This window comes from Collinsella sp. AM16-21 (genome assembly GCF_003471905.1).
In the GTDB taxonomy this organism is placed as follows: domain Bacteria; phylum Actinomycetota; class Coriobacteriia; order Coriobacteriales; family Coriobacteriaceae; genus Collinsella.
Genome location: NZ_QRKJ01000001.1, coordinates 23,707 through 46,789, shown reverse-complemented (window position 1 = coordinate 46,789; position 23,083 = coordinate 23,707). Strand labels below are relative to the sequence as shown.

Sequence of the window (23,083 nt, the reverse complement as noted above, 5' to 3'; positions counted from 1 at the left end):
GGGCGGATAGCGCACGCTGCCCCATCGTCCCCGCCCGTTATGTGTTCATTTGCAATGCCGTGGATGGTTTGTCTGCCTTTGGGCATAAGAACCATCAAGAACATTGGCACGTCAGCAAAGGAGAACATCATGGCGAAATTCTTTAAGGACCCCGACGGTAAGCTCATTGCCGCCCTTGGCAACGACGTTGCAACCCCTGCCGGTTGCACGGAACTGACCGCAAACACTGAGGACGCGGCGCACGAGAAGCACGTGCCTGTTGTCGAGACCGAGCGCGACGGTCACGTGATTCGCGCGCGCGTTGGCTCGGTCGAGCACCCCAGCCTGCCCGAGCACTATATTGAGTGGATCGCCCTTGAGGCCGAGGGCCGCTTAGAGGTCCATTACCTTGAGCCCGGCATGAAGCCCGCGACGTTTTTCGCGGGCGGCTCCAAGACCGGTACCGTCTATGCCTATTGCAACCTGCACGGGCTGTGGTCCGCGACGTTCTAGGAGCGCGCCCCCGCTCGGGGTATCATAGCTAGCATATGCACATGCGAGCGCCGGCTGCATTATGCGGCCGGCGCTTTTACTACGACAACGATGGTTTACGACGGAAAGGGCTGAGCCATGAAGCTCGCGCTTGCACAGATCGATATGCGCCTGGGTGATATTGAGGGCATTTGCGGCCGCATCGAGGACCAGGCTCGTCTGGCCCACGAGCGCGGGGCGCGCGTGCTGTGCGTTCCGGCTCCGCTCTTTATGGGCGCCATGCCCGGGGGCCTGGTGGGCACTGCCGACTTTGAGCACGACATGCTTGCCGGCTTGACTGGTGTCGCCGAGCGTATCCAGGAGCTTGACATGATCTGCATCGTGCCCGCGGCGGTTTCGTTTGAGGGCCAGCCGCTGCTCGACTACATGATGCTCAAGGACGGTCATGTGGTGCCGGCGCGTTCGAGCATTGCCCTGCAGCGTGGCGAGAACAACGACACGCGTTGGGCGCCGCCGGTGTTCGACGTGGACGGCGTGCGCATCGCCGTGATTTTTGACTTGGACCGCGAACTCGAGATGTTGCCGACCGGTGTTGACCTCATTGCGTATTTCCAATTCAATGCGTTTGACATGACCGACCGCGAGACTGCCGCCATTGCCGCCGTTCGCAGCGGCGCCTACCGCAAGATCGCATCCAAGCGCAGTGTGTGGTTTGCCTGTATGGCGCCGGTCGGTGCCTATGACGAGTCGGTGTATACCGGCGGTTCGTTTGTGCTCGACGACTGCGGTCGCGTGGTGGCCCAAGCGCCGTGTTTTGAGGAGAGCCTGCTGGTTCAGGAGATTCAGCGCGGCGTGATGCTCGATGCCCTGGAAGATCACGAACTGCCCGAGTTCCGTTCCGAGGAGTGGCTGTGGCAGGCGCTGGTGCTCGCCGTGCGCGACAACGCCCGGGCCCACGGTGCGTCGCGTGCCGTGGTGGCACTCGAGGGCGACTTGCCGTCGTCCCTGCTGGCGGCGCTGGCCGTCGACGCTCTGGGCCCACGTAATGTGATTGGCCTGGTGCTGGGGCGCAACCGCATCTTTACGCCGGCGCAGGAGGAGGCCGAGGCTGCTCGCTGTGCCGCCGTTCGCGCCATTGCCGAGCGCCTGCATATTCGCACGGTTGAGCGCGATGCGCCGGATGCCGCGCGCGTGCTCGACCGCGATGTGTCGGCGGGCGACGCCGAGCGCCTGCGCTCTCGCACGCTGGGCCTCATGCTGGAGGACACGGCGCTCGAGTTGGGTGCGATGGCGCTGAGCCCGCTGTCCAAAACCGAGTACGCACTGGCGGCGCCGGCGCTTTGCGGCGGCTACCAGGGCGATTATGCGCCCTTTGGCGATGTGTACCTGTCGACGCTTGAGTTTGTGGCGCGCGTGCGCAACCGCACGTCTGCCGTGGTGCCCCAAGAGCTCGTGACGCTCAACGCGGTGGAAGATTGTATGGAGCGAGTGCTGGCGCAGGCGCTCTCGACGCTCGACGGTCCGGTCGATATGCTCGACCGCGCGGCACAGCTGCTCGGCGGGGTCGAGCCGGGTGAGATCGATGGCGCGCTTGAGGCGCACGTGGACCGCAATCGATCTTTCGACGACATCCCGATGGCCGCTGGCAAGCCTGAGGCCTGCTCGCTGCTGCTGATGCTCGTTCGACAGGGTGAGGCTGCCCGCCGCATGTTGCCGACGGCGCCGATCGTTTCGTCCCGTTCGTTTGCCGAGCGCTCCTGGCCGTACATGCTCGCGTGGTCCGACCTGGGGCTTAACGGCAAGGAGCGTATGACGGTCGATTCGCTGGCGCGCGCCGAGGTGCGCCGTTTTGCTGACGAGGATACTAGTGAGCGCGTGCGAAACGAGATGATGGGCGTGCTGGGCGAGCTACTGGGTATTTCGCCCGAACAAATGGAGGAGTTGCGCTCTGAAGACGGTCAGCGTCGTTTACACGAGGGAATGAAAAAGTTCGAGGGCGAGGTTCAGGACGCCATCGATAAGATGATGGGCGGCCAGGGTGGCCCGCAGGGTGGGCCCCAGGGTGGCCCGATGCCGCATCCGCCGGTTGATCCCCGACAGTTCCCGTTCTTCTCGCAGAACTAAAAAGGTTACGCGGTTTTGCCAAACCGCGTAACGAGTCGACGCTGCGCGAGCCCCTGCCGGGCAATCTGCCGCTCAAACCGTCGCTTGCGTACAAAAGTACGCGGCGCTCCTCTTTCGCGACACCTTGCCACGGCAGGGACTCGCTCGCTGACTTATGCTCAACCTATGGTTCAACCTTGCTTGCTAGATGCGGCCGCTATTGTGTTATTCTAGAACAGACGTTCGTGAATGATGCGCGGGGCCTTGTCTTGCGCTGCGCTTGTGGCGAGGGGAGGTTGGCTTGGTTATCTTGGGCATTGACCCCGGTTTGGCTCATACGGGTTGGGGGATTATCGAGGAGCGGCGTGGCGAGGTTCGCTGCCGTGCCTATGGCTGCATCGAGACCAGCGCGGGTAGTCCGCTCGCGGTGCGCCTGTCGCATATCGCCCGCGACCTCAAGGGCGTCGTGGAGCGTTATCGACCCGATACCGCTGCCATCGAGAGCATTTACTTTGGCGCCAACGTTCGCTCGGCCATCCCTACGGCGCATGCCCGCGGTGCCGCGCTCGTGGCGCTTTCGGAATGCGCGCTCGAGATTGGCGAGTACACGCCTATGCAGATTAAGCAGGCTGTTGTGGGCACCGGAGCCGCGGACAAACGGCAGGTCGCGTATATGGTTCGTACGCTCACGCAGCTCGACCACGACCCGCATCCCGACCATGCCGCCGATGCCCTGGCTTGCGCCATCTGCCACGTAAACCTCAGCCGCACCCGTGCCCTTACCGGTGGCGAGTTCTATCAACAGAGAGGAACCGGATACTGATGATTTCCCAGCTCCATGGAACGCTTGTCGAGGCCACGATGAGCTCGGCCGTCGTCGACGTGTCGGGCGTTGGCTTTGAGCTCGGCATCTCGGGCGGCACTGCGGCCACGTTGCCGACGCCCGGCGGCGAGGTCCGCCTCTACACGCGCATGCAGGTGCGCGAGGACGCCATGACACTTTTCGGTTTTTCCTCTAAGGATGAGCGTACGATGTTCGACCGGCTCGTGTCCGTCTCGGGCGTCGGTCCGCGCCTGGCGCTTGCCGTGCTCTCCACCTATACCGTGGGCCAGTTGTATTCGCTGGTGATGGCCGAGGACGACAAGGGCATGGCCAAGGTGCCCGGTGTGGGCAAAAAGACCGCGCAGCGTCTGATCCTGGAGCTCAAGAGCACCTTTGCCAAGGATAAGGGCTTTGTGCCGGTCGACGTGATTCCCGGACAGGTTGCGATGCCCGTGCCCGCTGCCGCTCCCTCGGCCATTGATGATGCTCGTGCGGCACTCCTTTCCATGGGCTTTAGCCCGCAGGAGACCGATGTCGCTCTGAGCGGGTATGATGGGCAGGATATGCGTGTCGAGGATCTGCTCGGCGCGGCGCTTAAGCGACTCGGAATGGATGCGTGATGTGGGAAGCCGATGACTCTCAGGACCTGTGGGCGACGCCCGGCAACTCGCCGGCGGCATCCATGGCGCACGGCGAGCGCATGGTGGGCTCGGAGCTGACGGCCGAGGACCTCGATGTCGACCGCACTTTGCGCCCCCAGCGCCTGGACGACTACTGTGGCCAGGAGCACATCAAGCAGAGCCTGCGCGTGTTGATCGAAGCGGCGCAGAGCCGTGGCGAGACGCTCGACCACGTGATTTTCTCGGGTCCTCCGGGCCTGGGCAAGACCACGCTGGCCACCGTTATCGCCAACGAGCTGGGCGCTCAGATCAAGACCACGAGTGGCCCTGCCATCGCGCGCACCGGTGACCTGGCGGCTATCCTTACCAACCTGCAGCCGGGTGATGTGCTGTTTATTGACGAGATCCACCGCCTCAACCGTTCGGTCGAGGAGGTCCTGTACCCCGCGATGGAGGACTTTGCCCTCGATATCGTGATCGGTAAAGGCCCGGCCGCACGATCGATTCGCCTGGATATCCCCAAGTTTACGCTGGTGGCGGCAACGACCCGCTCGGGTATGCTGACTGGCCCGCTGCGCGACCGCTTTGGCATTTCATATCGCCTGGATTACTACACGGTCGAAGAACTCGCGCAGATTGTGACGCGCTCGGCGTCCATCCTGGGTGTGACAATAGACCATCCGAGCGCGCTCGAGATCGGCTCACGCTCGCGTGGCACGCCGCGCTTGGCTAATCGTTTGCTCAAGCGCGTGCGCGACTATGCGCAGGTGCGTGGCAACGGCCCCATCGAGCTCGATATTTGCCGTCAGGCACTCGAGTTCTTTGAGATCGACGAGCTCGGCCTGGACTGGATGGATATTCGTATCTTGGAGACGCTTGCCAAGACGTTCTCCGGTCGTGCCGTGGGACTTACGACCCTTGCCAGCGCGGTGGGCGAGGACCCGGGCACGCTCGAGGATGTCTATGAGCCGTATCTGCTGCAGTGCGGGTTGATGATTCGTACGCCGCAGGGCCGTCAGGCAACCCTTCGCACCTTTGAGCACCTGGGGATTGAACCTACCATTTAGGGCGCTTTGTTTTGGCGGGTTGTTAAGCTATCGCTGAGCATTGGATAAACAGATCGCCGTTTGTCGGTTGCGGGTGTTTTACTATTGCACGCCCGTGCTATGCTGGATTGGTCTTTTTCTCATCCGGTAACGAAAGGACCGCCCATGCCTACTGACATCGAAATCGCACGTTCTGTTACGCCGCTGCCTATTACCGAGGTGGCCAAGAACGCCGGCGTCGACGTTAAGCACCTTATTCCGTACGGCTTCGACAAGGCTAAGGTCGACTATTCACTGCTCAACGAGCCGACTGATCACCAGGCCAAGCTCGTCCTCGTGACCGCTATCAACCCCACGCCCGCCGGCGAGGGTAAGACCACTACGACCATCGGTCTGGCCGATGGCCTGCGCCGTCGCGGTGTCAAGAGCGCCGTGGCCCTTCGTGAGCCTTCGCTCGGTCCCGTCTTCGGCGTCAAGGGCGGTGCCGCCGGCGGTGGCTGGGCGCAGGTCATCCCCATGGAGGACATCAACCTGCACTTTACTGGTGACTTCCATGCTATTGGTGCCGCCAACAACCTGCTGGCCGCCATGCTCGACAACCATATTCAGCAGGGCAACCAGCTCGGTATCGATGTTAAGCGCATCACCTGGAAGCGCGTTGTCGACATGAACGACCGTCAGCTGCGCCATGTCATCGACGGCATTGGCGGCAAGGCCCAGGGCGTGCCGCGCGAGGATGGCTTTGACATTACCGTCGCCTCCGAGGTCATGGCGATCCTGTGCCTGTCCACGAGCATCAACGATCTTAAGGAGCGCTTGGGCGAGATCGTTGTCGGCTACAGCTATGCCGGCGAGCCCGTCCGCGCACGCGACCTTAAGGCCCAAGGAGCTATGGCCGCACTGCTCAAGGATGCGCTCAAGCCCAATCTGGTGCAGACGCTTGAGGGTACGCCCGCGTTTGTCCACGGCGGTCCCTTCGCCAATATTGCCCACGGCTGCAACTCCATCATGGCCACGCGTATGGCGATGCGCTTTGGCGATGTCGCCATTACCGAGGCCGGCTTCGGTGCCGATCTGGGTGCCGAGAAGTTCCTCGACATCAAGTGCCGCATGACGGGCGTTCGCCCCAGCGCCGTCGTGGTCGTCGCGACCGCTCGTGCGCTGAAGTACAACGGTGGCGTCGCCAAGGCCGACCTCAACGAGGAGAACCTCGAGGCACTCAAGGCCGGCATGCCCAACCTGCTGCGTCACGTCGACAACATCCAGAACGTTTATGGTCTGCCCTGCGTAGTCGCCATCAACCGCTTCCCGACGGACACCGAGGCCGAGCTTGCGCTCATCGAGTCCGAGTGTCAGAAGCTCGGCGTCAACGTTAAGCTTTCCGAGGTCTGGGCCAAGGGCGGCGAGGGCGCGCTCGAGCTTGCCGATGAGGTCATGCGTCTGATTGAGCAGCCGAGCGAGCTCAAGTTTGCCTATGAGGACGGCGCCGATGTGGCCGACGCTCTTGAGGCCATTGCCACCAAGGTCTACCGCGCCGACGGCGTCGACTTTACGCCGGCCGCCAAGCGCCAGCTCGCCGAGCTGCGCGAGAACGGCTTTGGCAACCTGCCGGTGTGCGTGGCCAAGACGCAGTACAGCTTTAGCGACAACGCCAAGGCCCTGGGCGCTCCCGAGAACTTCCGCATCACGGTGCGCGAGCTCAAGGTTTCCGCCGGTGCCCACTTTGTGGTCGCACTGACTGGCAGTGTTCTGACCATGCCGGGCCTGCCCAAGGTCCCTGCGGCCGAGAACATCGACGTCGACAACGACGGCAACATCACCGGCCTGTTCTAAGCCTGCTGCCCATAGCTGCTTGTCCGCCCCGCCGTGCCCCCAAGGCCCGGCGGGGCTTTTTTATCCTTAGGCCCGCGCATGTCTTGTAGATACCGACGGACTCTGCCCATCATAGGCTTTTGCGCGGGTAGAATGCATGGATAACTTGAGGCTCACGCGCGACGGAAAGGAATCGTTGCATGGATCAGGACAAGACAACCGTGATGGGCGGCTACGGTTCCGCGCAGGCTGGCGATAGCGCCGATGCGACCCGCGTTGTTCCCAACCCCGGTTATACCGACCCTGCCGCGACGCAGCCTTCGGTCGAGCCCACCCGGGTTATGGGCTATGGCGACACGGCGCAGGATTCTTACGCTGCATCTTCGCAAGGCCCCTATGGCAACGCAGCTCCGGACCCGTTTGATTACGTGCCGCAGGATTCTTATGCCGCCTCGACGCCGAATCCCTATGATGACCTGCCACAAAATCCCATTCCGCAGCCTCAGCAGACGACGTATATGCCTCGCACGGCGCAGTCTCGCTACGAGTCGCGCGAGCCGTATCGCGAGTACCCCAAGTCGATTCCGCAATATGGCGAGGACGAGGAGAAGAAGCCGTCGCGTTCGTCGAGCGTGATCAAGAAGATCCTCATCGTGCTGGCGATCTTCTTTGCGCTGTCGGTTGTGTTTGCCATTGTGTCGGGCATGCTCAACAAACGAGGGAGTTCAACGGCCGATACCGCTGCCGAGCAAACCGAGTCCGCCTCGTCTAGCACCGTCGATCTGAGCGATATCCCGGGGCAGTACTGGTCCAACGCCAAGAAACTTCTCAAGTCGCGCGGCGCCAATCTTTCGAATGCCGTGGTCCTGACTGATGATGGCTCAACGCCCGTCATCGATGCCAACTGGGTCGTTACTTCTGCTTACTATAACGACAGCGGCAACCTCGAAATTCAACTCACGCACAAGAATAGCTCGGGCAACTCGCCCGACGGCCAAAGCGGTACCGACAGCTCGAGTTCCAATACGCTGGAGGACTTGAGCAACAAGGCACAGGAGCTTGGGGATAAGGCCCAAGAGCTGGGCGACACGGCCCAGAACCTGGGCGACACCGCTCAGAACTTGGGCGGCATGGCGACGGATGCCTGGAACGCTCTGCAAAACGGCATCTCGGGCGCTCAGGGAAACTAGCTGTTAAGCGGGCTACAGCTGCTCGGCCGGACGGTCGGGCGAGCTAAAGCCCGAGTCAAACGTAACGACGCATGAGGCATTGGGTCGGCGCTCGTGCACGATGCGCGTGACGAGCTCCAGCAGCTCCTCGTCGGATATGTCAAAGCCGTCGGGACGCACAAGGTCAAACGAAACGAACCCGTCGTGCTCGTGCAGGTCGTGGATGGAGAGCGCGGGGTCGATCTGCATGATGCCGCGCTTGACCCAGCCGCGCAGGTCGTCGCCGGTGGTGGCGATGGGGTCACAGTGCAACGTGATGCCGATGCCCATCTGGCGCTTGATGTCGTGCTCGATGGTGTCCAAAATCTCGTGGTGCTCAAATGCGTCGCCCTCGCCGGGCATCTCCACGTGGGCGCTGGCAAACTGACGACCGGGGCCGTAGTCGTGCACCATCAGGTCGTGTGTGCCCAAGACCTGCGGATAGGACATGATCTTGTCGCGGATTGCCTGAACGAGCTTGGGGTCGGGCGCTTGTCCCAGCAACGGGCTGATGGCGTCGCGCACTAGACCCATGCCGCTGATGCAGATGAAGATGCCCACACCCAGGCCTGCCCAGCCATCGAGGTCAAAGCCGGTCGTCTGCGAAATAAGCGCCGCCATCAAGACCGAACCCGAGGTGATGACGTCGTTTTTGGAGTCCTGCGCTGTGGCAATGAGTGTTTCGGAATCGATACGGTTGCCCAGCGCGCGGTTGAATGCGGCCATCCAGAATTTGACGAGCATGGACAAGACGAGAGCGGCTAGGGAGACCGGCGTGTAGGCGGTGGGGGAGGGCTTGATGATCTTGGTGACCGACTCGAGGATCAGGTTGATGCCGACGGCGCAAACCAGGACGGCGACGAACAGACCGGCTAGGTACTCGTAGCGGCCGTGGCCATAGGGGTGGCCTTCGTCTGCCGGGCGGCTGGCAAGGCGGAACCCGAGCAGGCTTACGATGTTGCTCGAGGCATCGGAGAGGTTGTTGAAAGCGTCGGCGATGAGGGAGACGGAGCCGGCGAGCAGGCCCGCGATGCCCTTGGCCAGGCACAGAGTGATGTTGAGGCCAATGCAGATGAGGCTTGCGGCGAAGCCCGCGTTGGTGCGGCAGGAGGTATCGACCGGCTCGCCCTCGCTGCCGGGAACAAGCGTATGTACCAGCCGATTTACAAATAGCATAGCGGTCGTCCTCACAATCATGTTTAAGGGGATAGTGTAGCTCGCGCGGAGGCGCTGTGCACCGATGCTCAGAAAATGCAGTAATGGTCTGCCGGTGCTAACGAGCGAGCCTTCTCGTCTGCCTGGGTGGTCCATTTTGGGCCACATGGGTATGGGCATGTGCCTGTTTGCTCGACATACTTTATGTCGACAGCCCCTGTGCAAAGGAGGACGTTTCCATGGACGAGATGTTTGCCATTAAATGTCAAAACTGCGGCGGCCCTATGTACTCGCACCAAGCTAAGCGCAGCTTTGAGTGCGCTTATTGCGGTGCGGTCATTCCGTGGCAGGCGGACGCCGGAGAGCCCAAGAGCGCTTTGGGCATTCGCCATACGCCGTTGACGGTAGTGGATGGACTGCTCAAGCTCACGCATGTGTCGCAACTCGAGCGCCCGGAGGACCCGGACTGGTATTTCTTCAATTCGCACTGGCGCAATCAGTCGGTCCTGGAACATCTGCTGTGGGAGGACCGCGGCACGGCGCAGGAGTTCCAAGAAGCGACGCACGTGAGCATTCCCTGCCCCTTCTGCGGAGCGTCCTTTGAGGGCGAGTCAACGCAGCGTGTGTTTGAGTGCCCGTCCTGCGGCAACAAGATCGGCATTGCCGACCTGCTCAAGCCCGGTACGTTTAGCAAACGTCTGACCATGGGCGTGGGTGCGGAGTATGTGCCGGAGCAGGGTATTCCCTGCGAAATTTCGCCGCAGCAGGCACGTGCCAACGCGCTGCAGCTGGTGCGCCAGTACCCGGATGCCTTTGCCGGGCACGACGTGGAAGACGCGATCCAAAACGACATGATGCTCTTCTATTTCCCCATGGCGCTGGCGGACCTGCGTATGATGGCGAGCTTCCCGGGCAAGGGCCTGAGCAAGGAAACCCTGGTGTACTACGAGGTGCTCGACTGGGCGTATCCGCGGGCAAACTATCTGGATGTTCGCCTTATGGGCATTTTGGAGCCGTGGGACTTTGCCAAGGTTGGGCCGTTTGACCCGGCCATGCAGGAAGGTGACTTTCGCGTTGTCTCCGTCGATGCGTCTACCAAGGACCAGGTGGTCATTGATAAGTTGGCGCTCGACATTGCCGGCAACGATGCCGAGGCGGTGCTGGGGCTCAATAAAAAGAGCATCCGCACTTGGGCGCGCAAGGCCCGCAAGCATAAGGACGGCCTGGTGATGGTGCCGGTTTACTTTGTCGACCGTCCGGCAACGGACAGCCGCGACGGCGAGCAGGTGCGCATCGCCGTAAACGGCCAGACGGGTCGTGCGGCCGCGGTGGTGTTTAGCGACAAGCGCGAAACGCATATCGTGGCGCCGCTCAACCCGAGCCTGCATCTGTCCGGCGAGAGCACCGTGCACGCCACGCCCATCGAGGTCAAATACGTTAAATCGCCCTTCCTATACCAGATCGTGCGCCGTGGAGGTGGTGAGCAACCGCGCCAGGTTGCAGCGGCAGCTGAGGGTTCCTACCGAGAAGAAAAGCCCAAACGCAAGGGATTGTTCGCTGCGATTTTTGGTAAGTAGGGGAGTGGTGCCGGGGCGTCGGGCTGCATCGCAAGGTCATGAGACGAACTTAAGACTGCTGGGAACGTGCTACCATTGCCGATAGCCTTAATCTTGTAAGAAGCGGAGGCCAGATTATGGGTTTTGCGGATCAGCAGCTTCAGCTTCAGGTACCGTATTCTCCTGACGACACGTTTAATGCCTTGAAGGCAGCTATGGAAAAGCTGCCTAAAGTAAAAGTTGATAGTGCATCGCCCACAACAAGAACAGTTGCAGCCGAGATTGGTATGAGCCTTTGGTCTTGGGGCGAAAATATCAGTATTTCGGTTGTTCCAGTTGAAGGCGGATCTGGCGTTACTGTCAAGTCGTCATCTAAGGTCAGGGCAAACGTATTAAACGGGGGCAAAAATGCAAAGAATATTGCCGAGATAGTCGATGCCCTATCGAAGGAGCTTGAGCGGTATCCGCAGGTTTCACAGACTATTGAGACGCTGGCGGATAGTGATTGATGTAGTTGCAAGGCTTGAGAGGCTTGCAACGCTGCGTGATAGTGGAGTGCTTACCGAGGAAGAGTTTGCTGCAGAAAAGGCAAAAATCTTTTTGTAATCAGACACGGTGGTTGGATTTGCATTCTATTATTGAACTTGGTTATACCAGGCTGAAAATATCGTGTGTAATAAAGGTGCGTAGTAGTCTCGTCTTGATTGGCAGATGTAAATAAACGGTGGAACGGCTGTAAAAGAGCCTTGCCACTGGGTAAAATCAGGATGTGCCGCGGAACCCGCTCCTCAGTCGGTCAACTTTGGAAGCGCGGGCAACGCAGGTATTATCGTCTAAAGGGCCGGGTGCAACCGGCCCTTTGCATGACTCCCTTCGCTATCCGTTACTGCTTATATTCCCGCCAGATCGAGTAGAGGTTCCGGACGATGCCGGTTACATACATCGAGAGGCGCAGGATTTCAAGAAACAAGTTCATAGGCTTCACCCCAATCAGAGATTAGAGCGTTGCCCGCAGGCGGATTCCGCGGCAGGCATAATTCTACCTCACGGGCCGCGGTGGAGGATAGCCTGCCCCCTGGTTTTGAGCAGTGTCGATCTAACGGGCGATCAAACCTCTAGTACTCTTTGAATTGAGCAAGCATCTGTCCGAAGAAGCTTAGTTCGGATGGCTCATAAATGATCGAACCGCCGTCCGCGGTCCTGTAGACCCCGCAGGGGAGGTAACGCCCGTCGGGGAGGATATAGAGGCTGGCTTCTTCCTTCAGTCCTACTGGAAATAGCGGAATCCCGTTTTCGTCCACTTGGAACTCGTCTATATTTGCGACCTTCCTCTCCATGATGCCTCCTGCCTTATTTCTTGAATGGCGCCCTAAAACAGGCAGCTCTCAATCAACTCTTTACCGCGCAGGGTGTCGACCCACTCCTGCGGGATGGCCTCGATACCGTATACCGTGCCGGCGAGGGCGCCGGCGACGGCTGCGGTGGTGTCGGCGTCGTCGCCTAGGTTGACGGCGGCAAGCACGCATTCATCGTAGCTGTTGGTGTTCACAAAGCACCAGGTGGCAGCCTTAAGCGTGTCAAGCACGAAGCCGCCAGACCTGATTTCGTGCTCGGGCGCGCCTTTCAGGTGAAGCGCCCACGAGGGGAGCACGTCGTTCATCACGTCTCTTATCAGCTCGACAAATATGATACATGCGTCGGTTGACGTTCTGTGGGCATGCGTAATCGCGGAGACCTCGCTGATCTCTTCGTCTGTCGCATCGGTGAACGCCAGGGGCGCGATGCGCATGAGCGAGCCGTTGCCGTTGTCGCGCTCGCCGGAGCCTCCTTTGCCGGTGCGCAGGGCGCGAGCGGTCGTACCGCCGTAATCGAAAACGCCGTCGACCGTATACTCGCCACGGGCAATCCAGCTCACAAACTTGTCGCTCATGTCCGCGGTGTCGATATGCCCGAGCTCCCTAATCGAGTCGCAGGTAGCAAGCGTCATAGATGTGTCGTCGCTCCAGGTGCCGGCGGGCTGCCCATGCGTGCCGTAGCCGATCATGTCCGCGCATTCGAACGTGCCGCGGGGCCTGAACTCGTAGGGAACACCCAGCGCGTCGCCGACGGCAAGCCCATAGATGCAGTCGCGCAGTGTTGTTTTCGGTCTGCCTGTCATGGAGCGCTCCTCTTATGTCGGGGGATATGAAACTCCGTCGGGGGTATCGGTCGCAACGTGCTGCTACCCTTGCGCTTCGCCATTAGTCGCTTCGTTGATGGCGCGGTACTCGGCACTCAGCTCGCGCGCCAGCTCTTCCTTGCTTGGAAGATACGGCAGGTATTTGGCGGCAAACACTTGGTCGTTGTCTTCGGGCAGCGTATACTCGACGATCGAATCGCTTTTGTCCGCGCAGAGCACGATGCCTATGGGCGGATTGTCGCCTTCGTTCATGAGCTCACGCGTGTAGTAGTTCACATACATTTGCATCTGGCCCAGGTCCTGATGCGTAAGGTCATCGGTCTTAAGGTCGATGAGCACGAAGCAGCGCATCAGATAGTTGTAAAAAACAAGGTCAATATAGAAATGGCGCCCATCAAAGGTGATGCGCTTTTGGCGCGCCTCGAAAGCGAAGCCACGGCCAAGCTCCAGCAGGAACTTCTGAAGATGTGTGATGAGCGCCTGCTCTAGATCGCTCTCGCGAAACGCAGTATCGTCCGAGAAACCTAAAAACTCCAGCACATATGGGTCGCGGATGATATCCTCGGGACGATGAGCCGGGGTGCTCTTTTGGATTTCCTGGGTGACGACCTCCTTGTCCTTGCTGGCAAGTAGGCGCTCTCGGAACATGGTGTTGATCTGGCGTTCGAGCTGACGCGTGCTCCAGCGAGAATCGGCGCATTCGTTCATGTACCATGTTCGAGTTTCGGGGTCAGGAATGCGTATTAACCTGCGGTAATGTGTCCAGCTCAATTCGGGACGCAGTGAGTCCCGAATTGGAAATGCAAGATGGAACTGACGCATTTTACGCAGCTCTCTTGCTTCAAAACCTTTACCAAAATCTTTGGTAAGTCTGATTGCGAGGGCCTTGAGCAGCGCCTCTCCATACTTGGCGCGCTCCTCTCCGCCCTGCTCATCAACAATACTCTTGCCGATCTCCCAATATGCCTCAACCATCGCAAAGTTAACGGCGGTATAGGCCTTGTCGCGAGCGGCGTTGAGGATCGAGGAAACCTGCTTGTAAAAAACTTCTGGCACGATTGTCGATTCCCCGCGGTTTACCAGTTCGCCCATCACTGTCGCCCCACTTTCCTCTTGTGGAATGCATCTATATCGCATCTAGTTTAAAGCCTCGCGCGGACACGAATTGCTGTGCTGTCTGGCACCTTCGCATGGGAGCCTTGCGGTGACTAAAATGTGGCAATAGAGACAGTTTTAGCGAACCCCACGGGAGTGACACGTATGGACAACAACACGCTGCTATTCCAGGACAAAGGTTCGGGTAGGTTTAAAGACGTTAAGATCTACCCCAATCGTATCGAGGTGCTCAAGAAGGGCACTTTTGGCGACAGGCACACCGAGATTGTCTACCTTAAGGACATCACGGGGGTCAACAGGATCAAGGGTCGCGACGTTTTCCTGCGTAACAGGCTGTTGACCGCTTGCGTCTTTAGCCTGAGTAGCCGTGCGAAGGCCCAGGAATTTGTGAAAGCTCTGAACATGGTGATGTAGCCGATAGCGGCGTTCGGGCCAAGGTAAAAATCGGGGCGCAGAACGGTATTCTGCGCCCCGATTGAGTTAATGCGCCCAAAAGACTGGCTTGCCTATTCGTTAACGTCCTCGGTATTGTCGCGGTCACTGGCAAGCATTGCAGCGCCAGCGACCGTTGTCGCCACGGCGGCAGCGGCGAGCCCGGCGGCAATGCCGGAGCCGTCGCCCGTGTCGGCGAGTTTTCCGGCCGAGTTCTTGCCCTGGTCGCTCTTGTTGCCCTTGCCGTTCTTGTCGGCGCCGCCTGCGTTGGAACCCGTGCCGCTGCCGGTGCCGCCTGCACTGCCCGAGGCCGCTACGGTAAAGCTTGCGGCTCCATCGCTGGCGAGCGTGTAGTTCTGTGCCGCGTCGCCCAAAAGGCCTTTCGCGCGCACCCAGTACGTCCCTGCGGCAAATGTTTCGCCCTCGGCCATTGCCGTGCCCGGAGCGCCGTTCGCGTCGTGCACAAACTCGAGCTGGGCCGTGCAGGCATCGGTTTCGAGCTTGCCCTCGAGTGATGCCGCAATCTTGGCGCGCACGTCCTCGCCGGCCTTAAGGCCTTCGAGCCCCTCAAAGTGGGGTGTCAGCGCGCGTGGATCGATATCGATGGGCACGGAGCCCCGCAGCTCCGTAACGGTCTCGTTGCCCAAGGCGTCGACATCCACATATTCGATGGCAAACGCATGGCCCGAAGCCGTCACGTTGAGTACGTTGCTGCTGTCGACAAGGCGGAAATGGCCCTCGCCAACGGTCTTGCCATCCTGGAGCGAGGCATCGCTCAGCGAGTCGCCGTACGTCATGCGCATGCGGCTCGGGAGGTAGTACGAAGCTGTCTGCTTGTGCTGTGTATCGTAATCGTAATTGCGCTGGTAGATGCTCCGGGCCAGCGCCGCATCAACAAAGTCGGATGCGATGATGCCAATGTGCTTGAGGTAATCTGACTTTGTTTCCTCGTTGTCGCTGGGGTTGATGTACGGGCTCTTGTACAGATGCTCGTTGACTACTCGCGCTGCGGTAAATGGGTTGCTTCCTTGCTTGTGATTCGTGCAGCTGGTGTAGTTGATAGACCAGCAGCGCTCCAGGACTTGCTCCTTGGCCCCGTTATCGTCCTCTACATCTACCTCGTTGCGGGTGAGCTTAGCCGTCTCCTGCAGGGCCATATCGACCCAGCTGATCTTGTCGGTTCCGGTGCATTCGTAATGGTCCTGGGCATATACCTTGGTGCAATAGGCTTTTTTGTCGCCTGTTTCCCCTGCGGCTTCAAAGCCTTGCGCGTTTTGGACGAGACACATAGAGGAGCTGCTGGGGTGTGCTGCGATTTTGCTGTCCCATTCGGTTAGGTCGAGGCCCCACGTGTGGCCGCTTACGCTGTCGCCGGCGAGTCCAAATCGGCGCAGCAGGACGATCTTTCCGCGCACCTCGTTCAGTGTGGGAACGCGGCTCGACGTATAGAACAGTTTGGGGTTGTCGTCCAAAACCTTGGCGAAAGCCGTCGTAAGGCTCTCGTCAGTAGCCTCGTTGTTGCCTCGGGATACAAGCATGATGAGAGCTTCTGACGGATTTTCGTTCAAAAACTTTTTGAAGTAGCCAACGACATCGGAGAGATGCATGAAGTGCCCGTCTTTTTTGAGCAGGTAGCAACTTCCATGGTCGATGCCGGGGTCGTCGCCTTTTCCGAGTCGGATATCAAAATAGCGAATGCCTTCGAGCAACTGCGTGGGGATGTAGTCCTGCTGGCACTTTGCTTGCGAGGATTGGGGTTCGGTGTCGTTGTCCACGCTGCAAGTTCCCGAATCGTGCGTGCCCGGGATGCTCAGCTCGTCGAGGTACTTGTTGCCTTCGACGTGGCTCATCCAACATGGTCCGTCGACGTAGCTGCTATACGTGGTCCAGTCGATGCTGCTAACTGTGGCATTGGTCTTGTCCATGCTGTAGCCGACAAGCTCGAGCTCCCACGGAATGGAATATTTCTTTTGGCAAATCTTGTTGTTGTCTTGGTCTTTGCCTTTCGATTCTATGGCCAGGTAGTTAATACCGTTTTTCGTGTATATGCGGTCTCGAATAATATAAGTTCCGTCGAACTGGCGGTCGAACGTATAGGCGCGGCTGTCCTTATGGTCGTACTCGCCACTCCATACGTGGATGACCTTTCCATCTTTGTCCGAGTCGCCATCGACCGACCAAATGCTGTAGCCCGTCTTCTTGTGCTCTTCGAAATTGAGCAGGGTGCGGATGGCATACCAGTTTGTGCCGTCCGCATCGGTCCCTACGTGCTCAAGGATGAGCTTGCTGGACGTGCCGTCATTAAACAGGTGGCAGACGTTGCCGATGACGTTGCCGTCTTCGTTGACGCTCGCGGTGCGAAAATAGCCCGCGGGGCGAAGGCGAATGACGAAATTGTCGAGGGTGGCCGCTGACTCGGCCGTGCCGTCCGCAAAGGCTGTCCGCGGGCTAATGCCCAGCGTGGCGGTTTCGGGCAGGCTTGCAAGTGGCGACAACGCCGCGAGTCCAAGGCCCAGCGTAAACGCTCGGCGACTGATGGCATGATGTTCGGTCATAACTCCTCCATTCGCAGGGTGCGGTTATGCACTTATTTTGGTCACTTTACTGCCCGGATGTTTAAAGGTGTCGGCTCAATTGTCTGCGCGGCGCTATAAATCGGCGAGCGGACGTGCTGGGGTGCTTGTTCATGTTGTGCCGTTACCGCGCTGGGGGGGCGGTTTTGCCGCCCGGCATCTTCGCGTTCGTCGGCTGCCGGCATAAGAAAGGGAGGGTCGGTTTACCGGCCCTCCCTTAGTACGAAGCGCTGGGGTACCGTCGCTTGTTTGCGCTGCGCTCGTGTTTCCCGCTGCGCTCGCCAGTCGCTTAGCGCTTGATCTCGATATCCTCGAGCTTGACGTCCATGGCCTCGGTCTTGGCCTTGGCGATATCATCGGCAAATTCCAGGGACTTCATCATGGTCTCGACGGCGTCCTTGTGCTCCTCGACGTTGTCGATGCGCACGTAAACGCTGCCGCCTTCAACGTCGGTAAAGCACTCGGTCGTTACGCCGCCCGAGTGCGTAAAGTAAGCACTGCGCCAGGTCTTGCCGTTGTATTTAACGGGGTCGCTCTCGGTCCATCCGGAGTTGGCCTTCCACTTTGCCTCGTAGTCGAACAGTTCGTCGGCGTTCTTATCGGGGTCGAAGATGGGTATGAAGCGGTCGCTCGCATGCTCGCTCTCGGTGAACTTAAACTGGGCCCTGTCGGCGGTGTCGCCGGCAACGTCGGTGATCTCGACGCCCTCGGGAACCTCGACCTTAAACCAAATGAAGTCGGTCCTCATATCCACGGCTGGCTTTTCTGCTCCGCCGCCACCGCCACTGCCGGTAGCGCCACCGCTGCCACCGCAGCCCACCAGGGCAACTGCGGCAAAGAGACTGATGCAGAGGGTGAGAATCGCAAAGGCCTTCTTTTTCATGGTCGTGTCCTCCTCGATCTGTAACCGCCCATGGATTACCTGCCTTTACTGTACGCGTGGACGGCTCGCTAGGGTGGGCCATGTGTCCCATTCTGAGGGCTGGAATTGCGCCGACAAGTGGCAATATGCGCGGGTCCAAAAGAGGGGAGGGCCGATGCTGTCGGCCCTCCCCGGGTTGGGCGCCCGTTGTTTTAATGGGCGCATGCGCGCTGGTGCGCGTAGGCGCGTGCGGGTGTCCCGTTACTTGATCTCGATGCTCGAAATCTCGACTTCGCGTGCCTCGGAAACTGCCTCTGCCATGTCATCGGGGAACTCGATGGAGTTGAGGAGCGCCTCGGCTTCTTTCTTGTGCTGGTCGAAGTTCGAGATGAGGACGTAGACGCTTCCCGGCTCAACGTCGGTAAAGAGGAGGGTTGTGATGCCACTGTTGTCCTCGTACGTTCCGACGAGCCACGTCCTGCCGTTATACTCGACGGACCCGCCATCCTTCCACTGGAACGTATCCCCCTTCTTTTCCGCCTGGTCGGCGTGGGATTCCTCGGCAGTCAGCGCTTTTTTCCAAACGGGGATAAAACGATCGGCCGAGGCGTTCTCGTCTTCGGGGAAGGTGAGCTGGACCCTGTCGGCATTCTTGCCGGCGGAGTCGCTTACGCCGACGCCCTCGGGCATCTCGACCTTAAACCAGATAAAGTCGGTCTTCTTGGCGACGGGGCCTTTTCCTTGCTTTCGCTCTTGGCGGTGCTGCCGCCTCCGCCCGATGCGCTCCCGCCGCAGCCGACAAGGGCAAATGCGGCAAAGAGGGCGACGCAAAGGGAAAGGATCGATAGGGTCTTTTTCTTCATGGTGGTGTCCTCCTTGTCTGCCAGGGACATCGTGTGCCGCGGATCGCTGGGGCGGCGGTTGCGCGTGCACATGATGACTTTGTTTGCTGTGCGGTGATTCCTCCATTCGTCGTCCGGTGCCGTGATGAGCGTTGCCCCAACATGGGGCTCCTTACCTATATGTATGCCCCAGTTGCCGCTGCCCGGGAGTCTCGAAACGTGGGCCATGTGTCCCATGTTTGCGTTGGCATGGCCTATCGTTCGTCATAGAAATCCGCGATGGCCAGGTGCGCTGACGCCCATGTGCTTATGGGCTAGACTTAGCACCATTATGTGATCGATGCGGTCGGTCGGCGGTTGCCACCCGACCGATGTATATGACTTGAAGGTGCATGCGTATGAGCCAAGAGATGATGGACAAGACCTGCCGCGGGTTTGCCGAGGCGCTTGCCGCGCGCGAGCCGGTGCCCGGCGGCGGCAGCGCGAGCGCCTTTGTGGGTGCGCTGGGCGCCTCGCTGTGCGGGATGGTCGCGCGCTACGGCGCGACCAACCCCGCGCTTGCCGATCGCGCGGATGACCTGACGCGCGCGTTTGCCCAGGCTGATGAGCTGGCCCAGGAGCTTGTCGAGTTGGTTGCCGAGGACGTTCGTGCCTATGGGCAGGTGTCCGCGGCGTACGGTATTCCGCGTGACGATCCGGCTCGAGCGACCGCGATTCAGGATGCGCTGCATGTGGCCGCTATGCCGCCGTATCGCATTATGGATGCCTGCGGGCGTGCGCTGGCGCTGCTCGAGGACATGGCCGACAAGGGTTCGCGTCAGCTGCTGTCCGATGTGGCGTGCGGCGCCGTGTTCTGCCGTTCCGCTATGCAGGGCGCGAGCTTGACGCTCTTTGCGAACACCACGTCTATGAAGGATCGCGCTCGTGCTGAGGAGCTCGAGACGGCGTGTGATGAGTTGCTCGACATGTGGTTGCCGCGCGCCGATGCGCTGGCGCGCCGCGCCGCCGACGCCGCAAGGAAGAGGGGATAGCCATGGCTGAACTGCTGAAGGGTGCCCCCGTTGCTCGCGCTTTGACTGAGGAACTTGCTGCTCGCTGCGTGGCTTTGCGCGAGCGCGGCGTTGTGCCGACGCTGGCTATCGTGCGCGTGGGTGAACGCGAGGACGACCTATCCTACGAGCGCGGTGCGCTCAAGCGCTGCGAAAAGGTTGGCATTGAGGCTCGCCGCGTTTTGCTTCCCGCCGATGTTTCGCAGGACGAGCTGTTGGCGGCCATCGAGGACATCAATACCGATTCGTCTGTTCATGGCTGCCTGATGTTCCGCCCGCTGCCCGCCGGCCTTGACGAGGACGCGGTTGCCGCGGCACTCGATCCTGCCAAGGACGTTGACTCCATGACGCCGGCTTCGCTGCTCACCACGCTTTCGGGGCGCGGCGAGGGTTTTGCCCCCTGCACAGCCGAAGCCGTGCTTGCTTTGCTGGATCATTACGGCGTTGAGCTGGATGGGGCCAAGGTCGCGGTCGTTGGTCGGTCGCTGGTGATTGGCCGTCCCGTTGCCGCCATGCTTACGGCTCGCAATGCCACAGTGACGACGTGCCATACGCATACGCACGACCTTGCTGCCGAGTGCCGTGCTGCCGACATTGTGGTTGCCGCCGTTGGACGCGCGCGTACGATTGACGTGGATGCGGTTCGAGAGGGCCAGACGATCATTGATGTTGGCATTAATTGGGACGAGGCCGCTGGCAAGTTGGTGGGTGACGTCGATTCTGATGCTGCGGAGCCGGTCGTTAACGCCATCACGCCCGTGCCGGGCGGCGTGGGCGCTGTGACGACGGCGATCCTCGCCAAACACGTGATCGAGGCGGCCGAGCGCGCATCGAAATAGGCGTTTTGGGCTGTTTGAGGGGTTAGCTCTATACCCCGTGGACAAAAAATGCCAAATATGAGTACTGTTTCCAAGATAGTCACATATTCTTTAGGTCAAATAGGCTCTCTAACGATATTTATTATCGATAAAGAGCCTATTTTATTGGACCTATGAGGAATTACATCATCTAATTTTTGAACAAATGTAGACTTTTGGCACCCATACGTAGCAAAATTGATGTTACTAAATTGGTGACAGTACTCACATTTGGCATTTTTTGACCACAGGGGTTGCCAGCGCCGCGGTTTCGCCCTTTCTGCGCCGAAGCGATACACTGTTATCGTTTGATTTCTTCGCTCAAGGAGGATGCGCATGCCGTGCACAACGATTTTGGTTGGTAAGAACGCGAGCTACGACGGGTCGACGTTGGTTGCCCGCAACGAGGACTCGTCCAACGGGGTGTTTGAGCCCAAGCGTATGCGCGTGGTGCATCCCGACGAGCAGCCGCGCGTCTACACGAGCGTCCTGAGTCACCTGACCGTTGAACTGCCCGATAACCCCATGCGCTACACGAGCGTCCCCGATGTTGTCCCGGGCCACGGCATCTGGGCCGAGGCCGGTTTCAACGAGCTCAATGTGGGCATGTCCGCAACCGAGACGCTCACCACCAACGAGCGCGTTCGCGGCGCCGACCCGCTCGTCGACTACGTGCCCGCCAAGGGCAACGAGGACGAGGACGGCTATGTTCCGGCGCAGCCCGGCGGTCTGGGCGAGGAGGACATGGTGACCCTGGTGCTGCCATATGCCAAATCCGCCCGCGACGGCGTACGCATTCTGGGTGACCTGCTCGAGCGCTATGGCACCTACGAGAACAACGGCATCGCCTTTAGCGACGTGGACGAGATCTGGTGGCTCGAGACCATCGGCGGTCACCACTGGATCGCCAAGCGCGTGCCCGATGACGCCTATGTGACCATGCCCAACCAGCTGGGTATCGACAGCTTTGACCTGGATGACGCCGAGGGCGCCCAGGCCGATCACATGTGCTCCGCCGACTTGCGCGCCTGGATGGCCGAGTGGCATCTGGACCTGACGCTGGGCGTCGAGGGCGACGGCCCGGCTGCGGTCTTTAACCCGCGCGAGGCCTTTGGCTCGCACAGCGACAGCGACCACGTCTACAACACGCCGCGCGCGTGGTACATGCAGCGCTGTCTCAACCCCAGCGACGTGTGGGATGGCCCCGACGCCGACTACACGCCCGAGAGCGACGATATCCCCTGGAGCCGCGTGCCCGAGCGCAAGGTGACCATCGAGGACATCAAGTACGTACTCTCGAGCCACTACCAGGGCACGGAGTACGATTGCTACGGTAGCAAGGGCACGCCCGCTACGCGTGGCGCCTATCGCCCCATCGGCATCAACCGCAACAGCCAGCTCGCCGTGTTGCAGCTGCGTCCCTATGCACAGCCGGCCTATCGCGCCGTGCAGTGGATGGCGTTTGGCTCCAACTCGTTTAACGCGCTGGTTCCGCTGTACGCCAACGTCGAGACCATGCCCGAGTACTATGCCGACACGCAGGCTCGCGTGACGTCCGAAAACTTCTACTGGGCCAACCGCCTGATCGGCGCGCTGGCTGACGTCCGCTTCCATGAGTGCGGTCGCGCGGTCGAGGATTATCAGGAGAAGGTCGGTGGCATGGGCCACAAGCAGATCCATGACATCGACGCTGCCGTAGCCGTTCTGCCCGAGGCCGAAGTGCCTGCCGAGCTTGCACGCGCCAATGAGGCCTTTGCCGAGCGTGTTCGCGTGGAGACCGATGCTCTACTGGGCAAGGTGCTCTACACCACGAGCTGCGCCATGAAGAACTCTTTCGCGATGAACGACAACGTGAGGTAGGGATTTCCCGTCAATCGAATAGCGCTAAAACGCTTTGTCGCTTTCGCTCAATCTTGGGTACAAGAACGCCAATGCAGTTGTTTGTGATTGGAGACAACCATGGTTATGAAACTCGATCAGCTTGTTAACGGCGCCATTAACGTGGGCTTTGGCGCTGCCGCCGTTGCTGTCGAAGGCGGCAAGAAGGTCCTCGACGACCTTAACACCAAGGGCGAGCAGGTCCGCAAGGACACCGCCACCCCCGATATCGCCCGCAGTGTGTCCGACATGTTCGAGCAGGCCGGCGGTACCATCTCCGATCTGACCGAGCGCTTGGGCATGCAGGGCGAGACCGCGGCCCAGCGCGTGCTCGACGAGCTCATCCTTGCCCGCGTCCGCGTTATGACCGCCCCCGAGCGCACGGCCTTCCTAGCCCATGTGCGCGACATCGTCGATTCAGTCGAGGACAACGTGACCTCGGTGCCCGTCGAGTCCGTTGAGCCCGACGATGCGAAGGATACCGAAGAGGCCGAGTAGCAG

General features: G+C 60.1%; 22 protein-coding genes. 15 read left to right on the top strand and 7 right to left on the bottom strand.

Annotation, left to right across the window (positions count from 1 at the left end; all coding sequences use genetic code 11):
• Window positions 1-129 precede the first annotated feature (129 nt).
• From DW180_RS00190 to DW180_RS00160, 7 genes are all read left to right on the top strand, one after another.
• Window positions 130-492 (top strand): desulfoferrodoxin family protein, encoded by a 363-nt coding sequence (locus DW180_RS00190; RefSeq protein ID WP_089572163.1) that lies wholly within the window; start codon window positions 130-132, stop codon window positions 490-492.
• Between the two features lie 117 nt (window positions 493-609).
• The gene (locus tag DW180_RS00185) at window positions 610-2,595 is read left to right on the top strand and encodes a hypothetical protein (protein ID WP_117637342.1); all 1,986 of its coding nucleotides are present in this window, start codon (window positions 610-612) and stop codon (window positions 2,593-2,595) included.
• A 280-nt stretch (window positions 2,596-2,875) separates the two neighbouring features.
• Window positions 2,876-3,397 carry a crossover junction endodeoxyribonuclease RuvC gene (gene ruvC / locus DW180_RS00180; RefSeq protein WP_035137351.1) on the top strand — a complete coding sequence of 174 codons (522 nt, stop codon included), beginning with the start codon at window positions 2,876-2,878 and terminating at the stop codon, window positions 3,395-3,397.
• Window positions 3,397-4,017 carry a Holliday junction branch migration protein RuvA gene (gene ruvA, locus DW180_RS00175; protein ID WP_117758749.1) on the top strand — a complete coding sequence of 207 codons (621 nt, stop codon included), beginning with the start codon at window positions 3,397-3,399 and terminating at the stop codon, window positions 4,015-4,017. Before ruvC ends, ruvA begins: the two co-directional genes overlap by 1 nt.
• Window positions 4,017-5,084, top strand: a complete 1,068-nt coding sequence (gene ruvB / locus DW180_RS00170; RefSeq protein WP_117629582.1) for a Holliday junction branch migration DNA helicase RuvB — start codon at window positions 4,017-4,019, stop codon at window positions 5,082-5,084. The genes ruvA and ruvB overlap by 1 nt, the downstream gene beginning before the upstream one ends.
• A gap of 144 nt (window positions 5,085-5,228) precedes the next feature.
• Window positions 5,229-6,896, top strand: coding sequence for a formate--tetrahydrofolate ligase (locus tag DW180_RS00165; protein ID WP_117564492.1), 1,668 nt, complete (start codon window positions 5,229-5,231; stop codon window positions 6,894-6,896).
• Window positions 6,897-7,075: 179 nt separating this feature from the next.
• Complete coding sequence (locus DW180_RS00160; protein ID WP_117758750.1) at window positions 7,076-8,065, top strand: hypothetical protein; 990 nt, start codon at window positions 7,076-7,078, stop codon at window positions 8,063-8,065.
• A 12-nt stretch (window positions 8,066-8,077) separates the two neighbouring features.
• On the opposite strand, the gene DW180_RS00155 is transcribed toward DW180_RS00160, so the two are convergent.
• Complete coding sequence (locus tag DW180_RS00155; RefSeq protein WP_117758751.1) at window positions 8,078-9,259, bottom strand: cation diffusion facilitator family transporter; 1,182 nt, start codon at window positions 9,257-9,259, stop codon at window positions 8,078-8,080.
• 218 nt (window positions 9,260-9,477) lie between these two features.
• Between DW180_RS00155 and DW180_RS00150 the strand changes: the two genes are divergently transcribed.
• From DW180_RS00150 to DW180_RS10620, 3 genes are all read left to right on the top strand, one after another.
• Window positions 9,478-10,815 carry a hypothetical protein gene (locus tag DW180_RS00150; protein WP_117758752.1) on the top strand — a complete coding sequence of 446 codons (1,338 nt, stop codon included), beginning with the start codon at window positions 9,478-9,480 and terminating at the stop codon, window positions 10,813-10,815.
• Window positions 10,816-10,931: 116 nt separating this feature from the next.
• Window positions 10,932-11,303: a DUF1499 domain-containing protein gene (locus DW180_RS10125; RefSeq protein WP_147338930.1), complete on the top strand. Its 372-nt coding sequence runs from the start codon at window positions 10,932-10,934 to the stop codon at window positions 11,301-11,303.
• Window positions 11,230-11,400: an SHOCT domain-containing protein gene (locus tag DW180_RS10620; RefSeq protein WP_089572150.1), complete on the top strand. Its 171-nt coding sequence runs from the start codon at window positions 11,230-11,232 to the stop codon at window positions 11,398-11,400. The genes DW180_RS10125 and DW180_RS10620 overlap by 74 nt, the downstream gene beginning before the upstream one ends.
• A gap of 509 nt (window positions 11,401-11,909) precedes the next feature.
• On the opposite strand, the gene DW180_RS00140 is transcribed toward DW180_RS10620, so the two are convergent.
• The 3 genes from DW180_RS00140 to DW180_RS00130 all read right to left on the bottom strand — a co-directional run bounded on the left by DW180_RS00140 (window position 11,910) and on the right by DW180_RS00130 (window position 14,065).
• Window positions 11,910-12,131 (bottom strand): hypothetical protein, encoded by a 222-nt coding sequence (locus DW180_RS00140; protein WP_117758753.1) that lies wholly within the window; start codon window positions 12,129-12,131, stop codon window positions 11,910-11,912.
• A gap of 32 nt (window positions 12,132-12,163) precedes the next feature.
• Entirely contained in the window at window positions 12,164-12,952 is a 789-nt protein-coding gene (locus DW180_RS00135; protein WP_118236857.1) for an ADP-ribosylglycohydrolase family protein, read from the bottom strand.
• A 63-nt stretch (window positions 12,953-13,015) separates the two neighbouring features.
• Window positions 13,016-14,065, bottom strand: a complete 1,050-nt coding sequence (locus DW180_RS00130) for a YhcG family protein (RefSeq protein ID WP_117758755.1) — start codon at window positions 14,063-14,065, stop codon at window positions 13,016-13,018.
• A 168-nt stretch (window positions 14,066-14,233) separates the two neighbouring features.
• Between DW180_RS00130 and DW180_RS00125 the strand changes: the two genes are divergently transcribed.
• A complete protein-coding gene (locus tag DW180_RS00125; RefSeq protein ID WP_117758756.1) occupies window positions 14,234-14,503 on the top strand; it encodes a hypothetical protein in 270 nt (89 codons plus the stop codon).
• 92 nt (window positions 14,504-14,595) lie between these two features.
• Here the strand turns inward: DW180_RS00125 and DW180_RS00120 are convergent, their stop codons facing one another.
• From DW180_RS00120 to DW180_RS00110, 3 genes are all read right to left on the bottom strand, one after another.
• The gene (locus DW180_RS00120; RefSeq protein ID WP_117758757.1) at window positions 14,596-17,076 is read right to left on the bottom strand and encodes a phosphatidylinositol-specific phospholipase C; all 2,481 of its coding nucleotides are present in this window, start codon (window positions 17,074-17,076) and stop codon (window positions 14,596-14,598) included.
• A 307-nt stretch (window positions 17,077-17,383) separates the two neighbouring features.
• Window positions 17,384-17,977, bottom strand: a complete 594-nt coding sequence (locus DW180_RS00115; RefSeq protein ID WP_117757781.1) for a hypothetical protein — start codon at window positions 17,975-17,977, stop codon at window positions 17,384-17,386.
• Between the two features lie 240 nt (window positions 17,978-18,217).
• Complete coding sequence (locus DW180_RS00110) at window positions 18,218-18,646, bottom strand: hypothetical protein (protein WP_117758758.1); 429 nt, start codon at window positions 18,644-18,646, stop codon at window positions 18,218-18,220.
• A 550-nt stretch (window positions 18,647-19,196) separates the two neighbouring features.
• On the opposite strand from DW180_RS00110, the gene DW180_RS00100 reads away from it, so the two are divergent.
• The 4 genes from DW180_RS00100 (at window position 19,197) to DW180_RS00085 (ending at window position 23,080) form a co-directional block, all read left to right on the top strand.
• On the top strand, window positions 19,197-19,829 hold the full coding sequence (locus DW180_RS00100) for a cyclodeaminase/cyclohydrolase family protein (protein ID WP_158565224.1): 633 nt from the start codon (window positions 19,197-19,199) through the stop codon (window positions 19,827-19,829).
• A 2-nt stretch (window positions 19,830-19,831) separates the two neighbouring features.
• On the top strand, window positions 19,832-20,686 hold the full coding sequence (locus DW180_RS00095; protein ID WP_117564484.1) for a bifunctional 5,10-methylenetetrahydrofolate dehydrogenase/5,10-methenyltetrahydrofolate cyclohydrolase: 855 nt from the start codon (window positions 19,832-19,834) through the stop codon (window positions 20,684-20,686).
• Window positions 20,687-21,040: 354 nt separating this feature from the next.
• The gene (locus DW180_RS00090; RefSeq protein ID WP_117758761.1) at window positions 21,041-22,564 is read left to right on the top strand and encodes a C69 family dipeptidase; all 1,524 of its coding nucleotides are present in this window, start codon (window positions 21,041-21,043) and stop codon (window positions 22,562-22,564) included.
• Between the two features lie 99 nt (window positions 22,565-22,663).
• Window positions 22,664-23,080 carry a hypothetical protein gene (locus DW180_RS00085; RefSeq protein WP_117583986.1) on the top strand — a complete coding sequence of 139 codons (417 nt, stop codon included), beginning with the start codon at window positions 22,664-22,666 and terminating at the stop codon, window positions 23,078-23,080.
• Window positions 23,081-23,083: the final 3 nt, after the last annotated feature.